This window comes from [Eubacterium] eligens ATCC 27750 (assembly GCF_000146185.1).
Classification (GTDB): Bacteria; Bacillota; Clostridia; order Lachnospirales; family Lachnospiraceae; genus Lachnospira; species Lachnospira eligens.
Genome location: NC_012778.1, coordinates 1,746,838 through 1,773,312, shown reverse-complemented (window position 1 = coordinate 1,773,312; position 26,475 = coordinate 1,746,838). Strand labels below are relative to the sequence as shown.

Here is a 26,475-nt window from a genome sequence, read left to right as displayed (position 1 = left end):
TATATGAATAGATTAAAGCAAACATTAAAAAAATGTGTGGCATTTGGTGTCACAGGAATAATGCTTATATTAGCCGGGTGTAAAAGCCCGGCTGGTTTTGTGTCTAATGATAATGAAGAATACAATGCGAGAATGGAAGAAGCGAGAACAACTCCATTCGGAGCTTACCCGGAGACTATAGAATATACACTTGGAAAGATGACAAGTGTTAATAATTCCAATATGCCGGAGAATGACACTTATACGGATAATGCGTACACACGCTATATTAAGTCTGTGATAAATGTGCAGAATGTTGATGTATTTGAAGCAAACGACAGCCAGTATGACACTAATGTTTCAATGGTAATCTCAATGGGAAGCCTTCCGGATATTATGGTTGTATCAAGTCAGGATGAGGTTGAACAGTTAGTGGAAGCAGGACTTATAGAGGACCTTACAGAAAGCTACAATAACTGTATAAGTGACAGAATCAGGAAAATGTATGAAAGCTATGGCGATTCACTTAAGGATATGGTTACATATGATGGAAAGATAATGGCACTGCCGGAGACTAATATAACAGATGGACCTAATCTTGTGTGGTTAAGAAAAGACTGGATGGATAAGCTTGGATTGTCAGAGCCACACACTATTGATGATGTTGTTAATATAGTGAAGCATTTTATATCAGAAGACCCTGGAAATAATGGCGTGGATGCGTCCGGAAAACCTAATACAGTGGGGCTTGCAGTGGATACAGATGTGACAGGTGAATGTGGTTACAGCAGTGAATTTCTGCTGGATATAATATTTGCCTGCTTTGGAGCGTATCCAAAGCAGTGGATAATGAACGACGATGGTGAGATTGTATATGGTTCGGTTACAAATGAGGCAAAAGAAGCACTTTCATATATAAGCAGTCTGTACAATCAGGGCGTTATAGATAATGATTTTCTTCTGCGTACATCAACCAATATATGTGAGCTTATAGAGAATGGTCTGTGTGGCTCGTTTTTCGGACCATGGTGGGCACCGAATAATCCGCTTGCTAATGCAGTAAGCAGGAATCCGGATGCAGACTGGCAGCCATATTTAATAGCAACAGATTCGGATGGGACAACGAGTTATCACAGTCAGAATCCGTGTTACAAATATGTTGTTGTAAGAAAGGGCTATGAACATCCTGAGATTGCAGCAAAGATGATAAGCGTCATGTTCGATAAGGTAAGATTTGACTGTACAGACTCAGAAGAATTCAAGAATTACTATCAGCTTAATGTTGAACCTACGGCAAGACCTTTATCAATAAATGTTGATTACAATAATGCACTTTCAATATGTTACAGGAATATAGATGCCACAATTTCAGGAAGAAAGAATCCTGACAGTCTGGAACTTCTTGAACGCTCATTTTATGATGCGTGTAGTGAGTATATCAAGAATGCTAACAAAACAAGTACGCAATGGGCAGCGTATATGTCAAGAATTAAGGCATGCAGTCTGATTGCACAGGATAATATAAAGGTAGTTGACTCGCTTTATTTTAAGACCACAGACACAATGAAGAGCCATTGGTGGAGACTTAAGGCTAAAGAAAAAGAGGCATATTTAAAGATTATAAGCGGAGAAGAAGATATATCTTACTTCGATAGATTTGTAAAAGAATGGAATGAACAGGGCGGTCAGACTATTACATCAGAAGTCAGTGAGAGTATGAAATAATTGGCTGTGAAAATATAGTAATATATGATACAATCTTAATTAATGTAAATATATTAACGATGGAGGTTTTATTTTGAAAGAGAGAGAAAAATTCGGCTCGCGACTCGGCTTTATCTTAGTGTCTGCCGGGTGTGCGGTGGGACTTGGTAATGTGTGGAAATTTCCATACATATGCGGGGAAAATGGTGGTGCGGCATTCGTGCTTATCTATCTTGTATTTCTTGCAATTCTTGGATTTCCTATTATGTGTGCGGAGTTCACAGTAGGACGAGGAAGCGGTAAAGGTGCTGCAAGGGCATTTGAAGAACTGGAGACTAAGGGAAGTAAATGGCATCATTTCAAATGGGTATCGGTAGTAGGAAGCTATGTATTAATGGCTTTCTATACTATGGTTGCAGGATGGATGCTTTATTATGCATGGCGTGAGGCAAGAGGTTCGTTAGCAGGTTTAGAGCCAGATGAGGTTTCAGGAGCATTTGGAACTATGCTTTCACAGCCTGGTACAATGACAATCTGGATGATTGTTGCAGTTTTACTTTCGTTTGGTGTATGTGTATTAGGATTACAGAAGGGCGTTGAGAAGATTACTAAGGTTATGATGTTACTTCTTCTTATCCTTATTGTGGTACTGGCAGTTCATTCACTTGTACTTCCTAATGCATCAGAAGGTGTTAAATTCTATATGGTGCCTAATCTGGATGCTATTAAATCAAGAGGTTTAGGACCGGTTATATTTGATGCCATGACACATGCATTCTTTACACTTAGTGTAGGCATTGGCGCAATGGAGATATTCGGAAGCTACTTAAAGAAAGACAGAACAATAGGTGGAGAGGCTGTTAATATAATTCTGATTGATACATTTGTTGCTCTTATGGCAGGATTCATAATTATTCCTGCATGCTTTGCATATGGTGTTGCTCCGGGTGCCGGTCCATCACTTTTATTTATAACACTGCCTAACATATTTAATCATATGGCGGGAGGAAGAATATGGGGAACAGCATTCTTTGTATTCATGTCATTTGCAGCATTATCAACTGTAATTGCTGTGTTTGAGAACATTATTGCTTTTTATATTGACCTTAAGGGATTTTCAAGGAAAAAGGTTGTTGCAGGTAATGTTATATTCATGATACTGCTTTCACTTCCTGCTGTATTAGGCTTTAACAAGCTTGCAGCTTTCCAGCCTATTGGTCCGGGAAGTTCAATTATGGATCTGGAGGATTTCCTTGTTTCATATAATCTGCTTCCTCTTGGAAGCATGATATTTGTATTATTCTGTACCAAGAAGAATGGCTGGGGCTGGGAAGGCTTCAGAAAAGAAGCTAATGAAGGAAAAGGTCCTAAGCTTCCTGAATGGTTAAGATTCTATATGAGTTATATACTTCCGGCTATTATAGTAGTTGTATACCTTAAGGGTTATTATGATACATTTAAACCAAGGGGAACAGGTTATCTTGTTGGCTGGATGATATTTGCGTGTGTATTGCTTCTTGCAATATTCGGAATTGCTAATTATAAGAAGAAAGATGCGTAATCTATGACTAAGAAAGAACTTGCTTTAGAGGTTATAAGAAGATTAAAGGCAGAATATCCGGATTCGGAGTGCAGCCTTGATTACGATGATGCCTGGAAACTGCTTGTAAGCGTAAGACTTGCGGCACAATGCACTGATGCAAGAGTAAATGTTGTGGTTAAGGGGCTGTATGAGAAATATCCTGATATAGCATCACTTGCTGCAGCATCTCCGGAAGAGATTGAAAAGATTATAAGACCTTGTGGTCTTGGAAAAAGCAAGGCAAAGGATATATGTGCATGTATGCGTATGCTTCATGAGCAGTATAACGATAAAGTTCCTGACAGCATGGAAGAATTATTAAAGCTTCCTGGAGTTGGAAGAAAGAGTGCCAATCTTATTATGGGTGATGTGTTCGGAAAGCCGGCAATTGTTACAGATACACACTGTATAAGGCTTTGTAACAGAATAGGTCTTGTAAAAGACGAGAAAGAGCCTAAGAAGGTTGAGATGGCATTGTGGAAGATAGTCCCGCCGGAAGAAGGAAGCGGATTGTGCCACAGGTTTGTAGACCACGGAAGAGAAGTATGTACGGCGCGTACTACGCCGCATTGTGAAAGATGCTGCCTTAATGATATCTGCAAGAAAAATGGGATAAAAGTATGATTGAATACGTATTTTTATTGTGGTAGTATCTTATTGTTGTTCATACTAATGAACAAAATGTATGGGAGGGGAACATGGAATTAAAACAGTTAATAAGAAAAGCAAGAAGTGTACAATGTTCAGATTTGCATATTACAGCAGGAGATTTTGTAGCAGTAAGAAGATTTGGAGAACTTAAACTGATTGATATTAAGCCAACGATTGAAGAAACAGAAAAAATGCTGTTTGATATTCTTAATGATGAGGATATAAGAAGGGTTAAGAATGGAGAAGATATTGATGTTGCTGCATCTGACGAGTCAGGTGGACGATTAAGAATTAATATCTATCACCAGAGAAGAAATCTTGCAGCCAGTATCCGTTTACTGGATGCAAATATACCATCATTTGAGGATCTTGGACTTCCAGGAAAGTTGCTTGCAGAGCTAGCATCTAAGAGAAGTGGTCTTGTTCTTGTAACAGGTCCTACAGGTAGTGGTAAGTCTACAACACTTGCTGCAATGATTGATTATATTAATAATAATATGGCAAGACATATTATTACAGTAGAGGATCCTATCGAGTATGTATATGGTTTTAAGCAGTCTATGATTCATCAGAGACAGGTTGGAAGAGATGTCCCTAATTTTGCATCTGCACTTCGTTCAGCACTTCGAGAAGATCCTGATGTAATCCTTGTAGGTGAAATGAGAGATTATGAGACAATCAATGCGGCTATTACTGCTGCTGAGACAGGACATCTTGTAATGTCAACATTGCATACTAAGAGTGCAGCACAGACCGTTGAAAGAATTATCAGCGCATGCCCGATAGAGGCACAGCCTGCTCTTACAATCCAGCTTTCTTCAATTCTTACGGGTGTTATTACACAGACACTTGTACCTTTTGCAAGAAAGGAAGGCCGAATTGCGGCAACAGAGGTTATGCTTAATAATACGGCTGTAGCCAACCTTATTAAGGAAAAGAAAACTAATCAGATTCAGACCGTTTTACAGTCAAATCTTTCATCAGGTATGCATACATTGAATTATTCGCTTGCTAATCTTGTTAAGACAAGGGTTATTTCAAGAGAAGCTGCTCTTAAACATTCAGAGAACCCAGCTGATCTTGCAAAGAATATATAATTGATATAATAGTAAAGAAAAAATATTTGAAAATGAAGCCAATCTACTGTATTATGGAGTCGAAAGTATTACGGACAAATCTATAATACAGTCGAAAGGCTTTTTTATTTATGAAAAGGATTAAGATAATTAACAGAATTATATATTGTGTTATTCTCCTGGCATTTCTTATTTTTATGGGATCGGCTTTTATATTCAGTACGGTTGATATGAAAACACCAGCTGACAGTAAGACAAGGATATCTATAAAACCTGAGAATACCAGATATATCGGTGATGGTAAAATTGAATATCACATTAAGCTTGATGCAACGTCAGGGAATAATATGGCACTTGCATTTGTCAGCAGACATCAGAATGTTGAAGTATATGCAGGTGATAAACTTATATATTATGTAAGGAATCATAAGTCAATATACGGAACAACTACAGGAACGAATTATACAATAATCAATGTACCTTCATATACAACAGATGTTGTTGTCAGACTTACCAATGTTTATGATGGATATAAGGCAAGGGAAACTTCATTTGAATATGGTGACGAAACAAGGATTATAAAGGAACTTATAGCAGAATCATTGCCGTCAGTAATTTTGAGTTCTTTTATAATATTGGTTGGATTTGCAATGGTTATTCTGTGGATTATATGCAGAAAAAATATAGCACAGACAGAAGCACTTTTTTATTTTGGATTATTTGCAATGATTATAGGTGCATGGGCACTTAATGAGACAGATCTTGCAACACTTCTTATTGAAGACCGTAAAATAGCTTCACTCATCGGTTATATGCTGCTTATGATAATGCCGGTACCATTTATACAGGCAGAGAAGAATTTTTTTCAGGCAGAAAAGAAATCTGTGGTAAGTAATGTGTTATGTGCATTATTTACTGTAATAGATATAGTACTGCTTGTATGCCACATGACTGCTGTGAAGGAATTTAAAAATAGTGTATATATTATTCATATGATGCTTATTATATCACTGATATATTTCTGCGGCGTGCTGATTAAGAGAATACATGTCAATGGCTTTGACAGAAAAGTAAAAGCTAATATTATAGGTGCGGCTGCACTTGGGATTTCTATGATTGTTGATCTTATTGCATATTATAAGGGAATGCAGCAGACAGATCTTATAGGAAAACTGGGTATTCTTGTATTTATTATTGTGCTTGGTTATGAGAGCATATCAGAAGCATTTGAGAAGATTAAAGAAGGACAGAAGGCAGATTTCTACAAAGAGATGGCTGTAACTGATACTATGACAGGGGTTTATAATCGCTCTGCATTTCAGGAGTGGGAACATGAAACTTCTGATTATGAAGGATATTCTATAGCAACATTTGACCTTAATAATCTCAAGTGGTGTAATGATAATCTGGGGCATGCAGCAGGAGATGCCTATATTCAGGCATCAGCCAGAATTATTAAAGAGATATTTGGCAGTCATGGCAAATGTTATCGTATAGGCGGGGATGAATTCTGTACTGTAATTAATCAGAAGTCAAAAAAATTTGATAATGCAAGACATGTGAAGCAACTAAGGGAACTTGAAAAGTATGCTGAAAAGGAACTTGGAATTAAAGGACTTAATGTACAGATTGCATGTGGTTATGCCGAATATGATATAAAGACAGATAAGAACTTTGAAGATACGAGAAGCAGAGCTGATAAGAAAATGTATGAGAGTAAGAGAAGATTGAAAAGAGAGTGATATATGGATAAATACGGAATATTAAAGCATTATTTTGGGTATGATTCATTTCGTCCAGGTCAGGAAAAGTTAGTTGATGCTATTCTTGCTGGGCAGGATGTGTTAGGAATTATGCCTACAGGTGCGGGAAAATCATTATGTTATCAGGTGCCGGCATTGTTAATGTCCGGCATTACTCTTGTTGTATCTCCACTTATATCGCTAATGAAGGATCAGGTTGGAGCACTTAATCAGGCAGGTGTACATGCAGCTTATATTAACAGTTCTCTTACAGATAATCAGATAACTAAGGCACTCGCATATGCAAAGCAGGGACGGTATAAAATTATATATGTTGCACCTGAAAGGCTGGAAACCTGGGGATTTCTTGATTTTGCCACGCATGTAGAGATATCTATGATTACTGTAGATGAAGCTCACTGTATATCACAGTGGGGGCAGGATTTCAGACCAAGTTATCTGAATATATTGTCATTTGTTAAGAAGCTGGCAAGGCGTCCTATAATAAGCGCATTTACAGCTACAGCGACAAGCAAAGTAAGAGATGATATATTGCAGATTCTTTCCCTCGAAAGACCGGTAATACTCACTACAGGTTTTGACAGAAGCAATCTGACATTCAAGGTCAAGCATATTAAGGACAAGGATTCATATATACTTGATTACCTTGTAAGCCACAGACAGGATAGTGGAATTATATACTGTGCTACAAGAAAAAATGTTGAAAAAGTCTATGACATGCTTAATGCCAACGGACTTTCTGTGACTAAGTATCATGCAGGTCTCTCAGCAGAAGAGAGAAAAGAAAATCAGGATTCATTTATATATGATATCAAGCCGGTTGTTGTTGCAACTAATGCATTTGGAATGGGAATTGACAAGTCAAATGTAAGATTTGTAATTCATTATAATATGCCGCAGTGTATAGAGAATTATTATCAGGAGGCTGGACGTGCCGGAAGAGATGGAGAGGATTCAGAATGCGTATTGCTGTATTCTCCGCAGGATATCATGATAAATAAGTTTTTCATAGAACACAGAGAGCCTAATCCTGATATTGATGCAGAAGAACAGGCACGGCTTATGATTCTTGATAAAAGAAGGCTTAATGCAATGGTCGATTACTGCAAGACAACAGGTTGTTTAAGAGAGTATATACTTAAATATTTTGGAGAAAGACCAGACAATCCAGAGGGTGGAAGATATAACTGCCATAACTGCTCTAATTGTGTCGTTGATGAGGCAGAGCAGGAAGCAGATGAGGCTTATATGTATCCGGGAAACCGTTTCAGTGCACCTGTATCAAGGAATGCTGCAATGGTGGCAGACAGAATGAAGCGTTCTGCTGCTGCTGCAAAATCAGCATATGCAACATCTAAGTCAAAGAAGCCGGAGGATGCACTTAATGACAGAGGTGTTATGTTGTTTAACAGACTGCGTGAGTTAAGAAAACAGATAGCTGTTTCAGTAGGCGTTCCGCCATATGTAATATTTTCAGACAGGACGCTTATAGATATGTGTCTTAAAGTTCCGTTTAATCAGGAAGAAATGCTGTCAGTAAGCGGTGTCGGTGAGAATAAATATGAGCGCTATGGCAAGGTGTTTATGGATGAAATATATGATTTTCTCGATGGTATGAAGCAGAATCTGGCAAGATGAGAAAATGTGCTTATGGACAGTATTTTGCGAGATGAGATTACAGATGTTAATTGTATGAAATTATATGGCTTCAAATCAGAAGAATGAATGGGAGATATGAATGAAGAATTATAAGATGATAATTACTTATGATGGTACAAGGTATTATGGCTGGGAACATCAGCCAACTACAGATATGACAATTCAGGGCAAGTTAGAATCAGTGCTTTCTGCCATGACAGGAACTGAGGTTGAGGTTATAGGTGCAGGAAGAACAGATGCCGGAGTGCATGCAAAGGGAATGGTAGCCAATGCGCATATGGAAACTAAGATGAAGGAAGATGATATATGCGATTATATGAACAGATATCTTCCGGAAGATATCTGTGTGCAGGAGGTTCGTATTGCATCTGACAGATTCCACAGCCGTTACAATGCGCAGGGGAAAACTTACTGCTATACATGTTATGTTGGGGATAAGAAGCCTGTATTTAACAGAAAATATGTCAATATAATTGAGGGTAAGCTGGACGTTGAAGCCATGAAGAAGGCAGCAGACATACTTACTGGAGAACATGATTATGCATCATTTTGTGGTAATCCCAAGATGAAGAAATCGACAGTCCGTGAGATTTATTCGATAGATGTTTCTTTAAAGGGTTCATTCCTTAATCTTACATATCATGGAAGCGGATTCCTGCAGTACATGGTAAGAATATTAAGTGGTACACTTCTTGAAGTTGGACAGGGAAAGAGAACACCAGAGAGTATGTATGAACTTTTAGAGGAGAGAAACAGAAGCCTTGCAGGTGCAACTGCGCCGGCGAAGGGATTGTGTCTTCTGAAGGTTGACTACTCGAAGGAGGCTTGATAGTCCGGACGCCGTACAGTGTGCTGTGGAAGGGTGTGAGATGTCCTTAGGCATCTGCCCTCAGGATTCTTATGTCTAGTGAAACTAAATGCCGCAACCTTTAGCAGATTGCGGCATTAACTTTCACACGACATAAGAATATTCGGGCATACACCTAAGGATACCACACACCTATCCCACAGCATACTGTACGGCTGACTTTTTCTTCTTCAAGTAGTCAGCCTCCGGACGAATGCTCGCCTGCGGCATTGCATTCTGGGTGGGGGCTGGTGAAATGCGTGATGTCCTCTGTTGATAAGATACGTTTGCACCAGCCGTGGAAGGCTTGGCTGCTTAGTAGCGGGGTGGTGTCGCTTGGGTGTATGTTTATGTTGTGTGCTCGATTTATGACGAGTCGTGTGAATGTTAATAACGCCATCTGCAGAAGGTCTGTGCATGAAATCTCGTTCAAGCGAAGCGCGTTTGATTTCATGCATAGTAATAGACTTTGCAGATGGCGTTATTTACTTTCACTAGGCGAGGAATCCATGAGAGCATGCAATATAAACATACACCCAAGCGACTCCCTCACTGTACTAATTAAAGCACCTTCGACAAGAAATCCTTCAATCTCTCACTCTGAGGATTGCCAAAGAATTCTTCCGGAGCCCCCTCTTCATTGATGACTCCATCATAGAAGAACATGCATCTGTTGGCAACTTCTTTTGCAAATCCCATCTCATGAGTTACGACAATCATTGTCATTCCTGATGCAGCAAGTTCCTTCATGATTGCGAGAACCTCACCAACCATTTCAGGATCAAGTGCGGATGTCGGCTCGTCAAAAAGCATTATCTCAGGATTCATTGCGAGTGCTCTTGCAATAGCAACTCGCTGCTTCTGACCACCACTTAACTGGTTAGGATAAGCATCGGCTTTGTCAGAAAGTCCCACTCTTGCAAGAAGCTCATCAGCTTTCTTATCAGCTTCATCTTTGCTCATAAGTCCAAGCTTAGTAGGAGCAAGGGTTATGTTTCTTCTTATAGTCATATTAGGGAAAAGGTTAAAATGCTGGAACACCATTCCAATCTTCTCTCTTAATTCATCCACATTTACACTCTTATCTGTAAGATCCTGCTCATGGAATAATACATGACCTTCTGTAGGAGTTTCAAGAAGGTTAAGTGAACGCAAAAATGTTGATTTACCGCAGCCAGATGGTCCGATAATTGCAATAACTTCTCCTTTGCGGACTGTTGTATTGATTGATTCTAATACAACATGGTCGCCAAAAGATTTCTTCAAATCCTTAACTTCAAGTATGATTTCGTTAGTATTATCGCTCATTGTTTCTTAACCTCCTCTCAAGTTTCTTAACAAGCTGTGAAAGTCCCATAACCATTACAAGGTAGATGATGGCAACACCAATAAGTGGAAGCATTGGATCATAAGTTATGCTTCGGATAATATCGCCGCCTCTTGTAAGGTCGTTAAGACCGATATAACCGCTGATAGATGTTTCCTTTAACAGAACAATGAACTCATTAGCAAGTGCTGGGAGAACATTCTTGAATGCCTGAGGAAGAATAACACTTATCATAGTTGTTTTATAAGAAAGACCAAGGCTTCGTGCTGCTTCAAACTGTCCGTTATCAATAGACATAATACCTGAACGGAATATTTCGGCAACATAAGCACCTGAGTTGATACCAAATGCAAGTATCGCAACAATAAGCTTGTCAATATGTACAGAACTGAATATTACATAGTAGATAATAAGCAGCTGTACCATAGTTGGTGTTCCTCTGATTACAGTAAGATAAATGTTGCAAATGAAGTTAAGAATCTTCATATGTCCTGTCTTATCATGGTTAGAACGGACAACTGCAATAAGGAAACCAATAACAACACCCATAAGTGCTGCAAAGAATGCAATAATTACTGTATTTAACAGACCCTTAAGAAGATATGTGTATCTTGCTTCTTTGACGAAGTCTGTCTTGAACTTCTCAGCAAAGCTCATGCCTGATGCAGACGCATTGTCGTCACGGACAATAATAACCTGCTTAGAAGTTGTATAAGTAGTTGTGAAATCGATATTTTTCTTACGCTCATCAGTAACTGTCATACCAGCCATACCGAAATCAGCTTTACCAGAAGATACGGCAGTGATAATTGAATCAAATTCCATATCCTCAATCTTTAAATTCATTCCGAGGTAATCAGCAATAGCCTGTGCAATATCAGCGTCAATACCGATAATAGAACCCCCTTCATAGTATTCGTATGGCTTGAAGTAAGCATTTGTAGCCATTACAAGAGTTCCATTAGTACGTCTTATACCGTCTGGTGATTTGTAACCTGAAAATGTAGCATTATCGCCAACATAATCGTCAATAAGCTTCTGGATAGTTCCATCTGCCATAAGTACTTCAATAGCCTCATTGAGCTTTGCAGTAAGGGAATTGCCCTTAGCAACACAGATGGCATAATCCTCATTTGCAAATTCTTCTTCAAGAATTGTAAGGTCTGGATTAGCTTTAACAAATGCTAAAGCAGGCTGTTCATCAATAACAACAGCATCAGCTTTACCCTGCTTTAAAGCCTGTATAGCATCAGAACCTTTGTTGTATCTTGATACTGTTGTGCCAGAACCGTCAGTTTCGTAATCACTTACGAGAGTATCACCAGTTGTTCCTAACTGAACACCAATAGTCTTGCCTGCAAGATCATCTACAGAAAATACAGTGTTCTTAATCTTCTTGCCCTGACATGAAGTAAGAAGAACAGAAGAGAACAAGAGAGTGAGGGCCGCAAAAACCAAAAGGAATCTCGACCTGTACTTTTTAAAATTCATTAGTAACTCCTTTCCATGCGAACTGTGGTGTATACGGACGCTGCAAAGCGAATATATTTAGCTGTGGCTGCTCCAGAGAGCATCCACAGCTAAATATATTCACTTTGCGACTGTGTATACAACAGTTCAATATAATATATTTCATTAATTATACACACATAGTAGGGAAATTAGCAATTAAAATATTTGCGATGGAAGAAAATGTGAGCGTATAGATTGGAATTGGATGTTGAAGTAGTGGAAAGGCAAGCAAAAGTCCAAAAGGGAAGAAATTGAGTGGTGGATTGGACGTTGAAGCAGAGGAATGCACGGAGGAAGTCCAAAAGGAACGGAAAAGAGTGGTGGATTGGACATTGAAGCAGAGGAATACACGGAGGAAGTCCAAAAGGAGCAAGAAAGAGCGGTGGATTGGACGTTGAAGCGGAGGAAAGGCGCGCAGAAGTCCAAAGGAAGAAAATATGTACATGGGAACAGATGACAAGCAGGCGTCTGTTCCCACAGATAGAAGTTATCAGTTAGTCTTGCTGTATATGCCATTGCAAGGTCCGGTGCATGCACCAGAGGAAGTCTGGCTGCTATTGCCATTATTACATGCACTCTGGCAGGCTGTGCTGTTAGTATTAAGAGTGTCGGTGCAGTCATTCATGCAAGGCTTCTTGCAGTCTTTCTTTAAGTTACCTTCGCATGAAGGTGGACTTAAATCGAGAGGCTTGATGGCTCTGTCTAAGAGGTTTCCGCAAACAAACTTGATGCAGTCAGATTCTTCACCGGAAACAATGCTTCCCTTAGGCGTTGAGATTCTGCCGGCACTTGTTACGCGGTATCCACAGAAGTAAAGGCTCTGTAAGATGAGAGTGAGACCTACAGTAACCTCGTCATCTGTAGTATCAAGACCTAAAAGCTTAGGTATTGCATAAAGGTTGAGTCCCTGGGTTACAACATTGGCAGATGACAAGAAACCTATACTGTTAAGTGCAGGCGTATAAACAGGTGGAGTTGCGTTATTCGAGTTGTAGGAAACTCCGTAAGGAGCGAATATTTCAAGGGTGACAGATGTCGGATTGGTATCTTCATCATAAGTTGCAGCAGTAGTTGAGTTAGGAAGGTAGACTGCCGTTGGGGTAAGAGTTGCTAATGCTCTGCATGACTCATCATAAAGCGTTACTGCAAATGTTACAGTAAGGTTGGCAAGTTTCACAGAGTAGCAGTTAGGTCTTCCGGCTATCTGGGTGATTTCAACATTTTCATCACCATAAGTGTAGGCTATATCTATAACACTGACTGATGCGTTGGTAGCTGTTGGATAAGTCGTTGAAATATCTGTGCCGACAGCGAATGTGGTACACAGATTAATACCTATCTCATCATAGATAAGAGGGGCAAGAATACTGAGTTCATCGGGGGAACCGCATATCGGGTTCGTGCATACATCAAAGCAGCCATTAGGCATGTTCTGCACAATATTGCTTACAATGCGGGTAGAACCACATTTGCTGCATTTACATTTAGCCATTATCTTTTCCTTCTTCGTTTCTTTACTACATTATATGTTCTATCTACATTCGCGTGACCATATAATAGTATAAAAACGGGAGTGTCCTTTTATGGCAAATGTATACACAGCAGGCAGCGACAGACGGCTTATAATCTATAGCATATCACGATATATATTTTTGAGAACGGCGTACATAGACGGTATAGAACGCCCGATAATGCTTGTGTCAGACTTTCTGGACGGACTTTCAGATGTAGTGCTTGGAGACACAATATATTATGCATATCAGAACCAGAACGGAGATATTCTTGTTAAAAATGTGATGAACAACGAAGCACTTTTTCGTGTGAAAAGCAGCGAGAACCCAGATATGCACTGTCCACAGCTTGTAGTAAATAAAGACAGGTTAATGCTTTTTTATATGGTGACAAACCCGCTTACGGACAGACTGTCGCTGCGAGCTGTCTACCCACTGGAAGAAGGTGACAGTCTTAATATTCCTGTTGATTGTGAAAATGTTGATATGTATGAAGTGTTTGGAATGCAGGGAAAAGCATTTTTGTATGTAGACAGTTTCTATGAAATAACATCAGATGGAAAATTCATTAAATGTCAGGATACAGACATGCTGATGCAGAATGAACAGAAAATATCAGAGTACGAAAACCAGCTTAATACATATATGCAGGAAAACAGACAGGCAATACAGACAATAAGCCAGCTTGAGGCAACAATAGAAAGTGTAAAGGCACAGTATAATGAACTTATGGAGACAGCAATTGCGTATCGTGACGAGGCAATTAAGTGGCGCAGTAAGTTTATATAAATTACTTGAAATCTGTCTCCATAATTGCGATAATAATACAAATGGAGGAATTATGGATAACAGGAAGTTAAACAGAAGGAATTTATTACTATTATTATTTGTTCTAGCGGCATGTATTATGGGTGGCCGCTCTATATTTGGGTTCTTTGCACTGCTTACAGGATATGAGACTGCGACAACAGAAGTGTCTGCATTTGCAGCTTCTGAGATGTATATGATGTTTCTTTTATTTCTTGTATGTATAATTGGAGGCATTGTTATGAGCTGTCTTAGTAAAGCTAAGGTGAGCAGGACATTTTTTCTGATACGCAATACGGTGCTGATTGTGGCACTTGTGCTTGGTAATATGTCTTTTCCTAATATAACAATCATGAGTACGGTTGTTATGTCTAAATATATAGGTGATACGGGAATGTATGATTTTGCAGTCAGCTCACCGCTTCTTGTGTCAGCGTTAAGACAGCCATATCTGTTCTATACATACATGGCAGCTGAGGGGCTTATGATTATTCTTGCGTGTGTCACAGTGTATAAGTATATTGTAGACAAGAAAAAGAACAGTAATTATAATAATATGTACATGTAAATGTGTCTGCTGCACTAATAAGGTGTGGCAGACAATTTTTGCGTAGTTAACAGATGCACTTAATATACCGGTTTATATGCGGGAGATAATAAAATGAAAGTAATGACACCACATTATTATAAGGATTTTAGATGCATTGCAGGAGCCTGTACAGATACATGCTGTGCCGGGTGGGATGTCGATGTTGATAAGAATTCTTACAAATATTATAAAACAGTTAAAGGTGCTTTTGGAAAGCGCCTGAAGAGTGTAATGGTACCATCACAGGACGGAGAATGTACATTTACACTGAAAGAAGGAGGACGATGTCCTTTTCTTAATGATGATAATCTGTGCGATTTATATATAGAACTTGGAGAGGATAAGCTGTGTGAAACATGTGCAGAGTTTCCAAGATTTATTAACGATTATGGCAATATAAGAGAAATTGGCATAGCCCCCTCGTGTAAGACGGCTGGTGAGCTGATGTTTTCTTATAAAGATGAACTTAAATTTGATTCGGCTGAGGATAACAGCCTTACGCCTGAGCCTAATGATATAGACGCATATACATATATGCAGCTTCGGCAGGCAAGAATAGTGGCTTTTGGAATAATATCAGACAGGGATATAAGTATATTTGAGAGACTGATGCTCTACCTTGATTATGCAAAGCGTATCCAGAAGCATCTTGATGATGAAAGGGACGAGCTTATAGCTGGTGTTGCAAAAAGGTTCTGTGGACCTGATTACAGAGAGGAGCTGCTTGACAGACTAAAAAGCCGGGATGAGAAGCTGCATGGCAAAAGGCTGATAAAGGGATTGAGGCATTTCTTTGATGACTTTAAAGGAATGGAGGTAATCAATCCTGACTGGAATATTCATGTGGCAAGAGTAAGACAGTTCTTAGACGGGCTGACGGATGATTCTGGGCTTGCAGCGGTAATGAAAACTTACCATGCGGGAAGTGAAGTATTTGCACATGAATATGAGCAGCTTGCAATGTACTATGTGTATAGATACATGCTTGACGCAGTGAATGATTACGATATCCTGCTTAAAGCAAAGAATGCGGTTATAGGCATACTTGCAGTGGACATTATGGCAGCAGCTAATGAGGCGTCCGGATGTACGCCTGATTTTACAATGCGCGTTGATATAGCACATTTGTATTCAAGACAGTTCGAACATTCATATTACAATTATGAAGTTTATAGAGAGTACTTTGGCATGAAGAGATGTTATTCATATAAGTTTCTTATGGACGCTTTAGTGTCACTGAATTAATGGAGGAAGTTTTCTTATGAAAATGATTATGAGATTCCTTAAGGATTACAAAAAGGAATGTGTTCTGGCACCGCTTTTTAAGATGCTTGAGGCGATATTTGAGCTGTTTGTGCCGCTGGTAGTATCATCAGTTATCGATAAGGGTATTGTTAATGCAGACAAGGGATACATTATGCAGATGTGTTTTATGCTTATACTTCTTGCAATCATAGGACTTGTATGTGCCATCACAGCACAGTATTTCAGTGCCAAGGCTGCAGTTGGTGCAGCAACAGGAATGAGACACAGTTTATTTGCACATATCCAGACATTCTCATTCACAGAGATGGATACACTTGGTACATCGACACTTGTAACAAGAATGACAAGTGATATTAATCAGGTACAGAATGGTATCAACATGGTACTGCGACTGTTCCTTCGTTCACCATTTATTGTATTTGGTGCGATGATTATGGCATTTACTATTGATGTGAAGGCAGCACTTGTATTTGTTGCGGCAATCCCGGTACTTGCACTTATCGTATTCGGTATCATGCTTGCAACAAGACCTATGTACAAAAATGTACAGTCAGGACTTGATAAGATTCTTGGAATAACAAGAGAGAACCTTACCGGTGTGAGAGTTATCAGAGCATTCAATAAGGAACAGGATGAGGTTAAGCGTTTCAAAAACGATAACGAAAGCCTTAACAGGTTGCAGAAATTCGTTGGTAAGATATCAGGACTTATGAATCCGCTTACTTATGTTGTTGTAAATGTATCAATAATTGCACTTATATGGATTGGCGGAGTAAGAGTTAACGCCGGTGCACTTACACAGGGACAGGTCGTTGCACTTTACAATTATATGTCACAGATATTAGTTGAACTTATCAAGCTTGCCAATCTTATCATTACAATAACTAAGGCACTTGCATGTGCAGGAAGAATTGAGTCTGTATTCGAAGTGACATCTGGAATGGCAGATGGCAGCGTTAAGGAAGCTGCAGCCAGGGAAGAACAGCCATGTGTTGAATTTAAGAATGTTTCACTTACATACAGCGGTTCAGGTGCACCTTCAGTTGAAGGAATTAATTTCAAGGCTATGAAAGGCCAGACAATCGGTGTTATCGGTGGTACTGGTTCAGGTAAATCAAGTCTTGTTAATCTTATTCCGAGACTGTACGATGCTACACAGGGCGAAGTACTTGTTGATGGTGTAAATGTTAAAGATTATGATATTGAGACTTTAAGAAATAAGGTCGGTATCGTTATGCAGAAAGCAGTACTTTTTAAAGGTACTATAAGAGAGAATATGTGGATGGGAAAGAAGGGTGCTACTGATGAGCAGATAGATGAAGCACTTGAGATTTCACAGTCTAAGGAATTCGTAGATTCTAAGCAGGGACGTCTGGATTATGTTATAGAGCAGGGAGGTAAGAACCTTTCAGGTGGCCAGAGACAGAGACTTACTATTGCAAGAGCAATCGTAAGAAAGCCGGATGTGCTTATTCTTGATGACAGTGCATCAGCTCTTGATTTTGCAACTGATGCAGCACTTCGAAAAGCTATAAGGGGAATGAACAATTCTCCTACTGTGTTCATAGTTTCACAGAGAGCGGCATCACTTATGTATGCTGATCTCATTATCGTATTAGATGACGGACAGGTTGCAGGAATGGGAACACATGACGAGCTTCTTGCAAATTGTGAGGTTTATAAAGAAATATATGAATCACAGTTTAAGAAAGCAGATTCAGAAGGGGGTGTAGCATAATGAAGAAGAATAAATCAACATTTGTAAAACTCCTTAAAAGAATTAAGAAGCACAGCTTTTTTATAATATTATCGCTTATTATGGCAGCAGTAACTGTTGCAACTACACTTTATGTACCAATTCTTGTAGGTCGTGGAATTGACTGCATTATCGGTGTGGATAATGTGGATTTTGCAAAGATTGTGAATATACTTATAAGAATCGGTATATTTGTTGGAATTACAGCACTTTCACAGTGGCTTATGAACATATGTAACAACAGAATCACATATGAAGTAACAAGAGATATAAGAAATGAGGCTATAGAAAAAATTCAGGTGCTTCCACTCAAGTACATTGACGGACATTCATATGGTGAGATTGTGAGCCGTGTAATAGCTGATGTTGACCAGTTTGCAGATGGTCTGCTTATGGGATTCACACAGTTTTTTACAGGTGTCATGACTATACTTGGAACACTTATATTTATGATTACAATCAATGCTAAGATTACACTTGCTGTTGTTGTTATCACGCCACTTTCGTTTTTAGTTGCAAGCTTTATTGCCAAGAAGACCTTCAGCATGTTCAAACTTCAGTCTGAGACAAGAGGCGAGCAGACAGCACTTATTGATGAAATGATTGGCGGACAGAAGGTAGTTAAGGCTTACGGATATGAAGATGAGGCGGTAAGAAAATTTGATGAGATTAATGAAAGACTTCAGAAGTATTCCTTAAAGGCAATCTTCTTCTCATCTATAACTAATCCTTCAACAAGATTCGTAAACAGTCTTGTATATGCGAGTGTTGCGATTGTTGGTGCATTTTCAGCTATCAATGGCATTAACGGAGTTAGTGCAGGTATCACAGTTGGCCAGTTATCAAGCTTCTTAAGCTATGCCAACCAGTATACTAAGCCTTTTAATGAGATATCAGGCGTTGTTACTGAACTTCAGAATGCTATTGCATGTGCAGCCAGAATATTTGAACTTATTGAAGAAGACCCTGAGATTCCTGATGCTAAAGACGCAAAGGTTATTGATGAGGTTGACGGAACAGTTGAGCTTAATGATGTGTGCTTTTCCTATGTACCTGACAAGAAGCTTATTGAGAACTTCAATCTTCATGTCAAGAAGGGACAGAGAATTGCGATTGTAGGACCTACAGGCTGTGGTAAAACAACAGTTATTAATCTTCTTATGAGATTCTATGATGTTAACAGTGGAAGCATTGATGTATCAGGAACTGATATAAGACAGATGACAAGAAAATCATTAAGACAGGGCTTTGGTATGGTGCTTCAGGAGACATGGCTAAAGTCAGGGACTATAAGAGAGAATATCGTAATGGGTAAGCCTGATGCTACAGAGGAAGAGATTATTGCAGCAGCCAAGGCAGCACATTCATATGGATTCATCAAGAGAATGTCTAACGGATTCGACACAGTTATAGGCGAGGATGGTGGAAGCCTTTCACAGGGACAGAAGCAGCTTTTATGTATAACAAGAATTATGCTTGCAAAGCCGCCAATGCTTATTCTTGATGAGGCTACATCTTCTATTGATACAAGAACAGAGATAAAGATACAGAATGCATTTGCAAAGCTGATGGAGGGAAGAACAAGCTTTATTGTAGCCCACAGACTTTCAACTATCCAGTCTGCGGATGTTATTCTTGTTATGAAAGACGGACATATTATAGAGCAGGGTAATCATGAAGAATTACTGGCTAAGAACGGATTCTATCACAAGCTGTATTACAGCCAGTTTGATACAGCAGCCCAGAATTAATGTGGAGATATATGTATGTTTATAGAGGTGGAAAATATTAGAAAATCATATGGCAGGAAAACGATAGTGCTTAACGGCGCTTCGTTTCATGCTGCCAGCGGAGAGTATATTGCCATAGTCGGTGCCAACGGCTGTGGCAAATCTACTCTTCTGGAGATACTGGCAGGAAGTCTTAAGGCAGATGGAGGAAGTCTTAAGATAGATGGCACAGATGCATTTGCAGATGCGAAGATGTTTCAGAAATATATTGGTTTTGTGCCGCAGGAGAATCCACTTATGGAGAAGCTGTCGGCAAGAGATAATCTTAAATTCTGGTACTGTGATACCGGAAGAAATATGGAAGCAGACTTATTAAACGGTGTTCCTGCAGTGTTAGGAGTATCAGGATATCTTGACAAACGTGTTGATAAGCTGTCAGGAGGCATGAAGAAGCGTTTAAGTATATGCTGTGCACTGGCTAAGAATCCACCTGTACTTATACTAGATGAGCCGGGAGCTTCGTTAGATATTGTATGTAAACAGGATATTATGAATTATCTGTCTGCTTATACGAAAAGCGGAGGTACAGTCATTATAACAAGCCACGAAGAAGGTGAATTAAAGCTTGCTGACAGAATGTATCTTTTAAAGAATGGTAAGCTTAATGAACTTGACCATCCGGTTACCGGCAATGAGCTTTTAGAGATTATTCACAGATAGATTTAATTGGGGGATTAGATGAGAAGAAAACTGGAATTATTAAAATTGCAGATAAAATCCGCATTTTTATCTATACCGAAGATAATTCTGGGTACGATAGTGACGGCAGTACTTGTGATTGCAATAAGTACATGCGTGGGCATTGCAACGGCACAGGACAGTGACCTGAGAATGAAGGTTGCTGTTGTGTATCCTGATTATGATGAGACAGAAAACTCTGATTCGGCAGATGATAATAAGGAGTTTCGATATATTAAGATGGCATTCAATTATGTCAGTGAGATAGACACAATTAAGAATGTCTGTACATTTGAATATACTGACAGACAGCAGGCTATAGATGGTTTAAGAAATAATTATTATGTTATGGCTATTATCGTGCCAGAGAACATGATAAGAGATATTATGTCGGGCGAGAATACACCTGTTGAGGTTGTGTGTCCGTCAGCGGGCGTTAATAATACATCAATGATATTCCGTGAGATGGTGAGAGCAGGAGGCTCAGACCTTGCAACTGCAGAAGCGGGGATATATACATTTGACGACTTGTTCAATGGAGTGCTTAAGAATTACAGGGGACTGCGGGGAACACATGAGAATAAGCTTAATGACATATATCTTTCGTATGCACTTAACAGAAGCATATACTTTAAGACAAGAGATATATCGGTTAAAGAAGGCTTGAGTACAGTACAGTTCTATGTATGCACAGCAATTGTGATGCTGCTTTTACTTAGCACAATAACATGTGCCGGCAATATGAAGGGGGAGAGCAGGTCGCTTGCAAAGAGCCTTAAAGGTGCGGGAATATCAGCATTTGATACCGGAATTGCAAGAACTACCGGAGTTGGCATTGTGTATATAATGATATTTGAAGTGATTTTTATTATAATTAATGTAATGAGGCTGGGGGTGCCTGCAATATCAGGAGTTCTGGCAGTTTCGACAGTTGGAGAATTCATTGCTTCCATACTGGGGATTGTGGTGCTTGTGTATGCGGCAGTTTCATTTATAAACTGTATATTCTCAGTAGTTGACGACACGGTGTATTCAGTTATTACGGTGTGTATCCTTGGAATGGCGTGCATGTATGCATCCGGATGTATTGTTTCATCAGCATTTCTTGCGCCGGGTGTGAGGGTTATTGGCATGTATCTTCCGACTAACGGCTTATTCACACTTGCATGTCAGATAATCAAGGGAACTGTGGATATCAGTACCATTATGACAAATGTTTTGTGGATAATTATATTTCAGGCAGCAGGGGCATTGGCGGTTAAGATAAGGAGAGACAGATAATGAAGAGATTGTTATACTGGCTGTATCTGCTTGTTAAAAGGCAGTTAAAGAATCCTGTGATTGTCGTGGTGCTTATTGCAATGCCTGTTGCAGCGTTAATAATTATGCATACAGCGTCTCTTAAGGATACAGAGCCTGTAAGGGTTGGAATAGTGCTTGAAGATGACGATAAGATTGCCATAATGACAAGAGATTATCTTGTGAATGGCAATTATTCAGTTCAATTCTACGAAGCAGAATCGCAGGAAAAGCTTGAGCAGGATATAATGAATAAATACACAGAGTGTGGCTATGTAGTTGGTACCGGGCTTAAGGATAAGCTTGACAGTGGCAGCTACAGAGACATTATAGAGCTTATCATATGCAGGTCAGATTTTGTCAGCTCAATGACTGATGAGATATTCTTTTCTGCTATGTTTAAGGCATATTCGCCTGAGGTTGCAGTTAATTATGTTGATTCTGTAGACATATTTAAAAAGCATTCAGAAAAGGCAGAGGAAGAGATAAGAAAAGGTTACGAGGAATACATATCCGGAGATGACACATTCAGAATTGATTTTAAGGTGTTAGATGGTGTACAGGATAATGGAACACAGCTTGAAGATAAGACAGGAGATTTTCCATTAAGGGCATTGCTTATAATTCTTGTATATATAGGTGGACTTTTTGGAATTGTGGAATATTATCTTGATAAGAATTCAGGAACATTTATAACACTGCCTCGTATGTACCGTGTTGCAGGAAAGCCGCTGTATGCATTCATATCGTGTGTACTTTTTGCGGTATCAGCAATGTTAACACTTGCGGTGGCAGGACAGCTTAATGGGGCAGCAGATATACTTCATATGGTTGTGTATGTAATAGCAGTTACTTTATTTGCATGGCTTGTGGCAATACCTGTTAGGAGTGCCAATGCAATGATTTCAATAATACCGGTGCTTCTTATAGCGTGTCTTATATTATGTCCGGTATTCATTAACATAACGGCATATGTGCCATTTGCAAAATATATAAGAGCATTGCTGCTTCCATGGTATATGCTTAAGTAGGAGGATGGGATATGGTGAATAATAAGAAAAAACGTATATTTGACATTATCCAGATTGGCTATGCGGGCGATGTTGCAAGCCGTACATTTGATATTGCGATAACTGCTGCAATTATAATCAACCTTTTCATTGCGATATTTGATACATTTGAACAGTCGATTACGTACCAGCCAGAAGTGTTTAAGAATGCATTTTCAGGAATATGGTGGTCGGTATCGACACTTCTTACAGTAGGTTACGGCGATATCTATCCTGTGACAGTGCTTGGAAAAATGTTCAGTATTATCATTACATTTCTTGGCGTCGGAATGGTCGCTATTCCAACAGGTATCTTATCTGCAGGTTTCGTTGAGCAGTACAGCCTTATTAAGAAGTCTACAGATTACCTTATGGAGAAGGAACTTAAGTTTATCAAGCTTATTATAACTAAGGACCACAACTGGAATGAAAAGAAGGTGTGTGAGCTTAACATTCCAAGGGGACTGATTCTTGCAGCAGTGTTAAGAAATGGTGAGACATTGATTAAATCAGGTGATATAGTATTCGTGTTCTCAAAGCGTTATATGGCAGATGCACAGACAATAAGCGTATAGATGGTGAATGATTATGATGATATTTGTGACAACGACAGATGCATTAGCAGATGAAAAGTTATATGAAAAGGCCTATTCGCTTATTCCGGAATACAGGAAAGTTAAGGCTGATAAGATGAAAATGCGTGAAAATAAGCTGCAAACTGTGACGGCAGGACTACTTCTTAATTATGCAGTAGGAAAATGGTCTATAAAAAAAGGAGAAAAGGATTATAAAACAGATGAAATTCTATATGAGACGGTGGATATTATTTCTGTGATTGAAGCAAATAATCAGTACTTTGATTATGAAATAGCATATAATTCGCAAGGGAAACCTTATTTTTTATCAAATTGTGAAATTTTTTTCAATATCTCACATTCGTCTAATTATGTAGCGTGTGTAATAGGCGACAGACCGGTAGGAATTGACATTGAAAAAACCCGTGAAGGTAGACAAAATCTGGCAAAACGTTTCTTTGACATATCAGAAGCAGAATGGATTAAAGAGTGTGATAGTGACGAAAGATTCTTCAGAATATGGACACTTAAAGAGGCATATGGCAAGGCTACAGGCCAAGGTGTGCTTGACATTTTAGGTAAAATAGTTTATAGATTAGAGAAAGGGAAAATGTCGGCGTATATGTGCGGATTTCCCCAGAATTTCACTATTGTAGAAAAGGAAGTTGATGGATTCAGATTATCAGCAATACAATTGTGAAATCCATATCCAACTATTCATTATACAGTTGAAAAATATTAATAATGGCGGTATAATATAGAACATGTATATCTATTGAAAAGCCTAAGGAGGGTTTATGAGCAGAAATCATTTTAATGAATTAAGTCCATGTGAAGCATTAATTATGAAGCTTATATGGGAGGCACCACAGGATATTCCTGTTCAGGAGCTTATTGATCAGTTAAGAGACGATTACGGTAAGGAATATGCGAGAACAACAGTTGTTACTTTCGTAGGTAAGTTAAAGGACAAGAGATTTGTTGATACATACCGTAAGGGAAAGTCAGCTTTTATTCATCCGCTTCGTTCAGAAGAGGAATACAGAAGACAGCTTTTAAAAGAAGAAGCTGATTTCTGGTTCAACGGCAAGGCTGTTGACATGGTAGCTTCTATCTGTGAATCACAGAAGTTAGAAGACGATGAAATTAAGAGAATTAAGAAGATTCTTAATGGTCTTAATAAGTAATAATTTTATAAGCAAAAGCAATAAAAACATCACCTGATACGAAAGTCGGATTCGTCAGGTGATGTTTTTATTATGTGTATATATAATTAATGGTTCTTATCCTGATATTCAAGGGCTGCTGTTATAAAGCCTCTGAATAATGGATGTGGACGGTTAGGTCTTGACTTTAATTCCGGATGTGCCTGTGTGGCAACAAACCATGGGTGATTCTTTAATTCTATCATCTCAACAATTCTTCCATCAGGAGATATTCCTGAAAGCATCATACCGTTCTCGGTAAGAACTTTTCTATAATCATTATTTACTTCATATCTGTGTCTGTGACGTTCATGTATAAGCTCTTCACCATAAAGTTCATAAGCCTTACTTGTTTTATCAAGTACACAAGGATAAGAACCAAGTCTTAATGTACCGCCGATATCATCAATGCCTTCCTGATCTGGCATAAGATGTATAACAGGGTGGGTTGTGTTAGGATTAAGTTCAACACTGTGTGCGTCGTCATATCCTATAACATTTCTTGCAAATTCAACAATTGAAAGCTGCATTCCCAGGCACAATCCTAAGAATGGAATATTATGCTCTCTTGCATAACGGATAGCTTCAATCTTTCCTTCTGTACCTCTGTCTCCGAATCCGCCTGGAACTAATATACCGGATACGTCAGAGAGAAGTTCATCAGCAGTTTCAGGAGTTACAGTTTCTGAATCAATCCATTTGATAGTTACATCACATGAATTATATACACCACCATGCTTTAATGCTTCTACAACACTGATATAAGCATCATGAAGCTGGATATATTTACCGACTAATGCAACAGTTACCTTCTTGGTAGGATTCTTCCAGGCTTTGCACATTGCTCTCCATTCATCAAGATCTGGTTCTGGACAGTCAAGGTGTAAACATTCACATGCTACCTGTGCAAGATGTTCTTCTTCCATTGCAAGAGGTGCATCATAAAGAATCTCAACATCTAAGTTCTGAAGTACATGAGACTTAGGTACATTACAGAAAAGTGCTATCTTATCCTTGATACCTGCCTCAAGAGGATGCTCTGTACGGCATACAAGAATATCCGGACGGATTCCCATTCCCTGGAGTTCCTTAACGCTTGCCTGTGTAGGCTTAGTCTTCATCTCACCAGATGCCTTAAGATAAGGAATAAGTGTTACGTGAATAAGAATTGCGTTTTCATGTCCTACTTCATGCTGAAATTGTCTGATTGCCTCAAGGAAAGGCTGACTCTCGATATCTCCAACAGTACCACCGACTTCTATAATTGCAATCTTAGTTTCATCAGTTGAATAATCTCTGAAAAAACGGCTCTTTATTTCATTAGTAATATGAGGGATTACCTGGACTGTGCCTCCACCGAAATCTCCACGGCGTTCCTTCTGTAATACTGACCAGTATACTTTACCGGTAGTTACATTAGAATTCTTATTAAGGCTCTCATCAATAAATCTTTCATAGTGACCAAGGTCAAGGTCTGTCTCAGCACCATCGTCAGTTACGAAAACTTCTCCGTGCTGGATAGGGTTCATAGTACCTGGATCAATATTAATATAAGGGTCAAACTTCTGCATGGTTACAGAAAAACCACGGGCTTTAAGCAGTCTGCCTAAAGATGCGGCAGTGATACCTTTTCCTAAACCGGAAACAACACCACCTGTTACAAATACATATTTAACAGCCATCTTTTCCTCCAATCTGAATGTGTAATCAAAAAAATATGCAATATTATACAGCCCTGTATTATAAATTTCCATAGTTTAAAGAAAAAAACTAAGAATATAAAGTAAATATAAACATCTTATTAAACACTTAGATTTTGGTTGATTTATATTTTTTCCTTCTTTATAATG

General features: G+C 38.9%; 22 protein-coding genes. 18 read left to right on the top strand and 4 right to left on the bottom strand.

Translation table 11 applies throughout. The features are described 5' to 3' along the window. Positions 1-3: 3 nt before the first annotated feature. From EUBELI_RS08205 to truA, 7 genes are all read left to right on the top strand, one after another. Positions 4-1,704 (top strand): extracellular solute-binding protein, encoded by a 1,701-nt coding sequence (locus tag EUBELI_RS08205; protein ID WP_012739930.1) that lies wholly within the window; start codon positions 4-6, stop codon positions 1,702-1,704. 73 nt (positions 1,705-1,777) lie between these two features. After that, positions 1,778-3,244, top strand: coding sequence for a sodium-dependent transporter (locus EUBELI_RS08200; RefSeq protein ID WP_012739929.1), 1,467 nt, complete (start codon positions 1,778-1,780; stop codon positions 3,242-3,244). 3 nt (positions 3,245-3,247) lie between these two features. Then, positions 3,248-3,889 (top strand): endonuclease III domain-containing protein, encoded by a 642-nt coding sequence (locus tag EUBELI_RS08195; RefSeq protein WP_012739928.1) that lies wholly within the window; start codon positions 3,248-3,250, stop codon positions 3,887-3,889. A 74-nt stretch (positions 3,890-3,963) separates the two neighbouring features. Beyond that, the gene (locus EUBELI_RS08190) at positions 3,964-5,013 is read left to right on the top strand and encodes a type IV pilus twitching motility protein PilT (RefSeq protein ID WP_012739927.1); all 1,050 of its coding nucleotides are present in this window, start codon (positions 3,964-3,966) and stop codon (positions 5,011-5,013) included. Between the two features lie 110 nt (positions 5,014-5,123). After that, positions 5,124-6,734, top strand: a complete 1,611-nt coding sequence (locus EUBELI_RS08185; protein ID WP_012739926.1) for a GGDEF domain-containing protein — start codon at positions 5,124-5,126, stop codon at positions 6,732-6,734. A gap of 3 nt (positions 6,735-6,737) precedes the next feature. Further along, a complete protein-coding gene (locus EUBELI_RS08180) occupies positions 6,738-8,393 on the top strand; it encodes a RecQ family ATP-dependent DNA helicase (RefSeq protein ID WP_012739925.1) in 1,656 nt (551 codons plus the stop codon). Positions 8,394-8,493: 100 nt separating this feature from the next. Then, entirely contained in the window at positions 8,494-9,243 is a 750-nt protein-coding gene (gene truA, locus EUBELI_RS08175; RefSeq protein WP_012739924.1) for a tRNA pseudouridine(38-40) synthase TruA, read from the top strand. 579 nt (positions 9,244-9,822) lie between these two features. Here truA and EUBELI_RS08170 read toward each other — a convergent pair. From EUBELI_RS08170 to EUBELI_RS08160, 3 genes are all read right to left on the bottom strand, one after another. Continuing rightward, positions 9,823-10,569 carry an amino acid ABC transporter ATP-binding protein gene (locus EUBELI_RS08170; protein WP_012739923.1) on the bottom strand — a complete coding sequence of 249 codons (747 nt, stop codon included), beginning with the start codon at positions 10,567-10,569 and terminating at the stop codon, positions 9,823-9,825. Further along, positions 10,559-12,079 (bottom strand): ABC transporter permease subunit, encoded by a 1,521-nt coding sequence (locus EUBELI_RS08165; protein ID WP_012739922.1) that lies wholly within the window; start codon positions 12,077-12,079, stop codon positions 10,559-10,561. The genes EUBELI_RS08170 and EUBELI_RS08165 overlap by 11 nt, the downstream gene beginning before the upstream one ends. 511 nt (positions 12,080-12,590) lie before the next feature. Beyond that, on the bottom strand, positions 12,591-13,592 hold the full coding sequence (locus tag EUBELI_RS08160) for a hypothetical protein (protein ID WP_041688246.1): 1,002 nt from the start codon (positions 13,590-13,592) through the stop codon (positions 12,591-12,593). 91 nt (positions 13,593-13,683) lie between these two features. Between EUBELI_RS08160 and EUBELI_RS08155 the strand changes: the two genes are divergently transcribed. The 11 genes from EUBELI_RS08155 (at position 13,684) to EUBELI_RS08105 (ending at position 24,607) form a co-directional block, all read left to right on the top strand. Further along, positions 13,684-14,400, top strand: coding sequence for a hypothetical protein (locus tag EUBELI_RS08155; RefSeq protein WP_012739919.1), 717 nt, complete (start codon positions 13,684-13,686; stop codon positions 14,398-14,400). A 52-nt stretch (positions 14,401-14,452) separates the two neighbouring features. Then, positions 14,453-14,986 carry a hypothetical protein gene (locus tag EUBELI_RS08150; RefSeq protein ID WP_012739918.1) on the top strand — a complete coding sequence of 178 codons (534 nt, stop codon included), beginning with the start codon at positions 14,453-14,455 and terminating at the stop codon, positions 14,984-14,986. Between the two features lie 93 nt (positions 14,987-15,079). Then, a complete protein-coding gene (gene fliB / locus EUBELI_RS13690) occupies positions 15,080-16,252 on the top strand; it encodes a flagellin lysine-N-methylase (RefSeq protein ID WP_012739917.1) in 1,173 nt (390 codons plus the stop codon). Between the two features lie 16 nt (positions 16,253-16,268). Further along, the gene (locus EUBELI_RS08140) at positions 16,269-18,011 is read left to right on the top strand and encodes an ABC transporter ATP-binding protein (protein WP_012739916.1); all 1,743 of its coding nucleotides are present in this window, start codon (positions 16,269-16,271) and stop codon (positions 18,009-18,011) included. After that, on the top strand, positions 18,011-19,780 hold the full coding sequence (locus EUBELI_RS08135) for an ABC transporter ATP-binding protein (RefSeq protein WP_012739915.1): 1,770 nt from the start codon (positions 18,011-18,013) through the stop codon (positions 19,778-19,780). Before EUBELI_RS08140 ends, EUBELI_RS08135 begins: the two co-directional genes overlap by 1 nt. Before the next feature lie 15 nt (positions 19,781-19,795). Next, positions 19,796-20,479, top strand: coding sequence for an ABC transporter ATP-binding protein (locus EUBELI_RS08130; protein ID WP_012739914.1), 684 nt, complete (start codon positions 19,796-19,798; stop codon positions 20,477-20,479). 18 nt (positions 20,480-20,497) lie between these two features. After that, the gene (locus tag EUBELI_RS08125) at positions 20,498-21,778 is read left to right on the top strand and encodes an ABC transporter permease (protein WP_012739913.1); all 1,281 of its coding nucleotides are present in this window, start codon (positions 20,498-20,500) and stop codon (positions 21,776-21,778) included. After that, positions 21,778-22,827, top strand: coding sequence for a hypothetical protein (locus EUBELI_RS08120; protein WP_012739912.1), 1,050 nt, complete (start codon positions 21,778-21,780; stop codon positions 22,825-22,827). Before EUBELI_RS08125 ends, EUBELI_RS08120 begins: the two co-directional genes overlap by 1 nt. Before the next feature lie 11 nt (positions 22,828-22,838). Then, positions 22,839-23,420: a potassium channel family protein gene (locus EUBELI_RS08115; protein ID WP_012739911.1), complete on the top strand. Its 582-nt coding sequence runs from the start codon at positions 22,839-22,841 to the stop codon at positions 23,418-23,420. Positions 23,421-23,433: 13 nt separating this feature from the next. Beyond that, on the top strand, positions 23,434-24,120 hold the full coding sequence (locus EUBELI_RS13685; protein WP_049777960.1) for a 4'-phosphopantetheinyl transferase family protein: 687 nt from the start codon (positions 23,434-23,436) through the stop codon (positions 24,118-24,120). Positions 24,121-24,217: 97 nt separating this feature from the next. Beyond that, entirely contained in the window at positions 24,218-24,607 is a 390-nt protein-coding gene (locus EUBELI_RS08105) for a BlaI/MecI/CopY family transcriptional regulator (protein WP_012739909.1), read from the top strand. An 86-nt stretch (positions 24,608-24,693) separates the two neighbouring features. On the opposite strand, the gene EUBELI_RS08100 is transcribed toward EUBELI_RS08105, so the two are convergent. Further along, entirely contained in the window at positions 24,694-26,307 is a 1,614-nt protein-coding gene (locus EUBELI_RS08100; RefSeq protein WP_041688244.1) for a CTP synthase, read from the bottom strand. Positions 26,308-26,475: the final 168 nt, after the last annotated feature.

Coding starts and splice junctions, on each gene's coding strand:
- EUBELI_RS08155 (WP_012739919.1), top strand. CDS start 13,684: ATGGCAAATGTATACACAGCAGGCAGCGACAGACGGCTTATAATCTAT.
- EUBELI_RS08190 (WP_012739927.1), top strand. CDS start 3,964: ATGGAATTAAAACAGTTAATAAGAAAAGCAAGAAGTGTACAATGTTCA.
- truA (WP_012739924.1), top strand. CDS start 8,494: ATGAAGAATTATAAGATGATAATTACTTATGATGGTACAAGGTATTAT.
- EUBELI_RS08135 (WP_012739915.1), top strand. CDS start 18,011: ATGAAGAAGAATAAATCAACATTTGTAAAACTCCTTAAAAGAATTAAG.
- EUBELI_RS13685 (WP_049777960.1), top strand. CDS start 23,434: ATGATGATATTTGTGACAACGACAGATGCATTAGCAGATGAAAAGTTA.
- EUBELI_RS08100 (WP_041688244.1), bottom strand. CDS start 26,307: ATGGCTGTTAAATATGTATTTGTAACAGGTGGTGTTGTTTCCGGTTTA.
- fliB (WP_012739917.1), top strand. CDS start 15,080: ATGAAAGTAATGACACCACATTATTATAAGGATTTTAGATGCATTGCA.
- EUBELI_RS08125 (WP_012739913.1), top strand. CDS start 20,498: ATGAGAAGAAAACTGGAATTATTAAAATTGCAGATAAAATCCGCATTT.
- EUBELI_RS08180 (WP_012739925.1), top strand. CDS start 6,738: ATGGATAAATACGGAATATTAAAGCATTATTTTGGGTATGATTCATTT.
- EUBELI_RS08160 (WP_041688246.1), bottom strand. CDS start 13,592: ATGGCTAAATGTAAATGCAGCAAATGTGGTTCTACCCGCATTGTAAGC.
- EUBELI_RS08130 (WP_012739914.1), top strand. CDS start 19,796: ATGTTTATAGAGGTGGAAAATATTAGAAAATCATATGGCAGGAAAACG.
- EUBELI_RS08105 (WP_012739909.1), top strand. CDS start 24,218: ATGAGCAGAAATCATTTTAATGAATTAAGTCCATGTGAAGCATTAATT.
- EUBELI_RS08150 (WP_012739918.1), top strand. CDS start 14,453: ATGGATAACAGGAAGTTAAACAGAAGGAATTTATTACTATTATTATTT.
- EUBELI_RS08140 (WP_012739916.1), top strand. CDS start 16,269: ATGAAAATGATTATGAGATTCCTTAAGGATTACAAAAAGGAATGTGTT.
- EUBELI_RS08195 (WP_012739928.1), top strand. CDS start 3,248: ATGACTAAGAAAGAACTTGCTTTAGAGGTTATAAGAAGATTAAAGGCA.
- EUBELI_RS08185 (WP_012739926.1), top strand. CDS start 5,124: ATGAAAAGGATTAAGATAATTAACAGAATTATATATTGTGTTATTCTC.
- EUBELI_RS08115 (WP_012739911.1), top strand. CDS start 22,839: ATGGTGAATAATAAGAAAAAACGTATATTTGACATTATCCAGATTGGC.
- EUBELI_RS08165 (WP_012739922.1), bottom strand. CDS start 12,079: ATGAATTTTAAAAAGTACAGGTCGAGATTCCTTTTGGTTTTTGCGGCC.
- EUBELI_RS08120 (WP_012739912.1), top strand. CDS start 21,778: ATGAAGAGATTGTTATACTGGCTGTATCTGCTTGTTAAAAGGCAGTTA.
- EUBELI_RS08170 (WP_012739923.1), bottom strand. CDS start 10,569: ATGAGCGATAATACTAACGAAATCATACTTGAAGTTAAGGATTTGAAG.
- EUBELI_RS08205 (WP_012739930.1), top strand. CDS start 4: ATGAATAGATTAAAGCAAACATTAAAAAAATGTGTGGCATTTGGTGTC.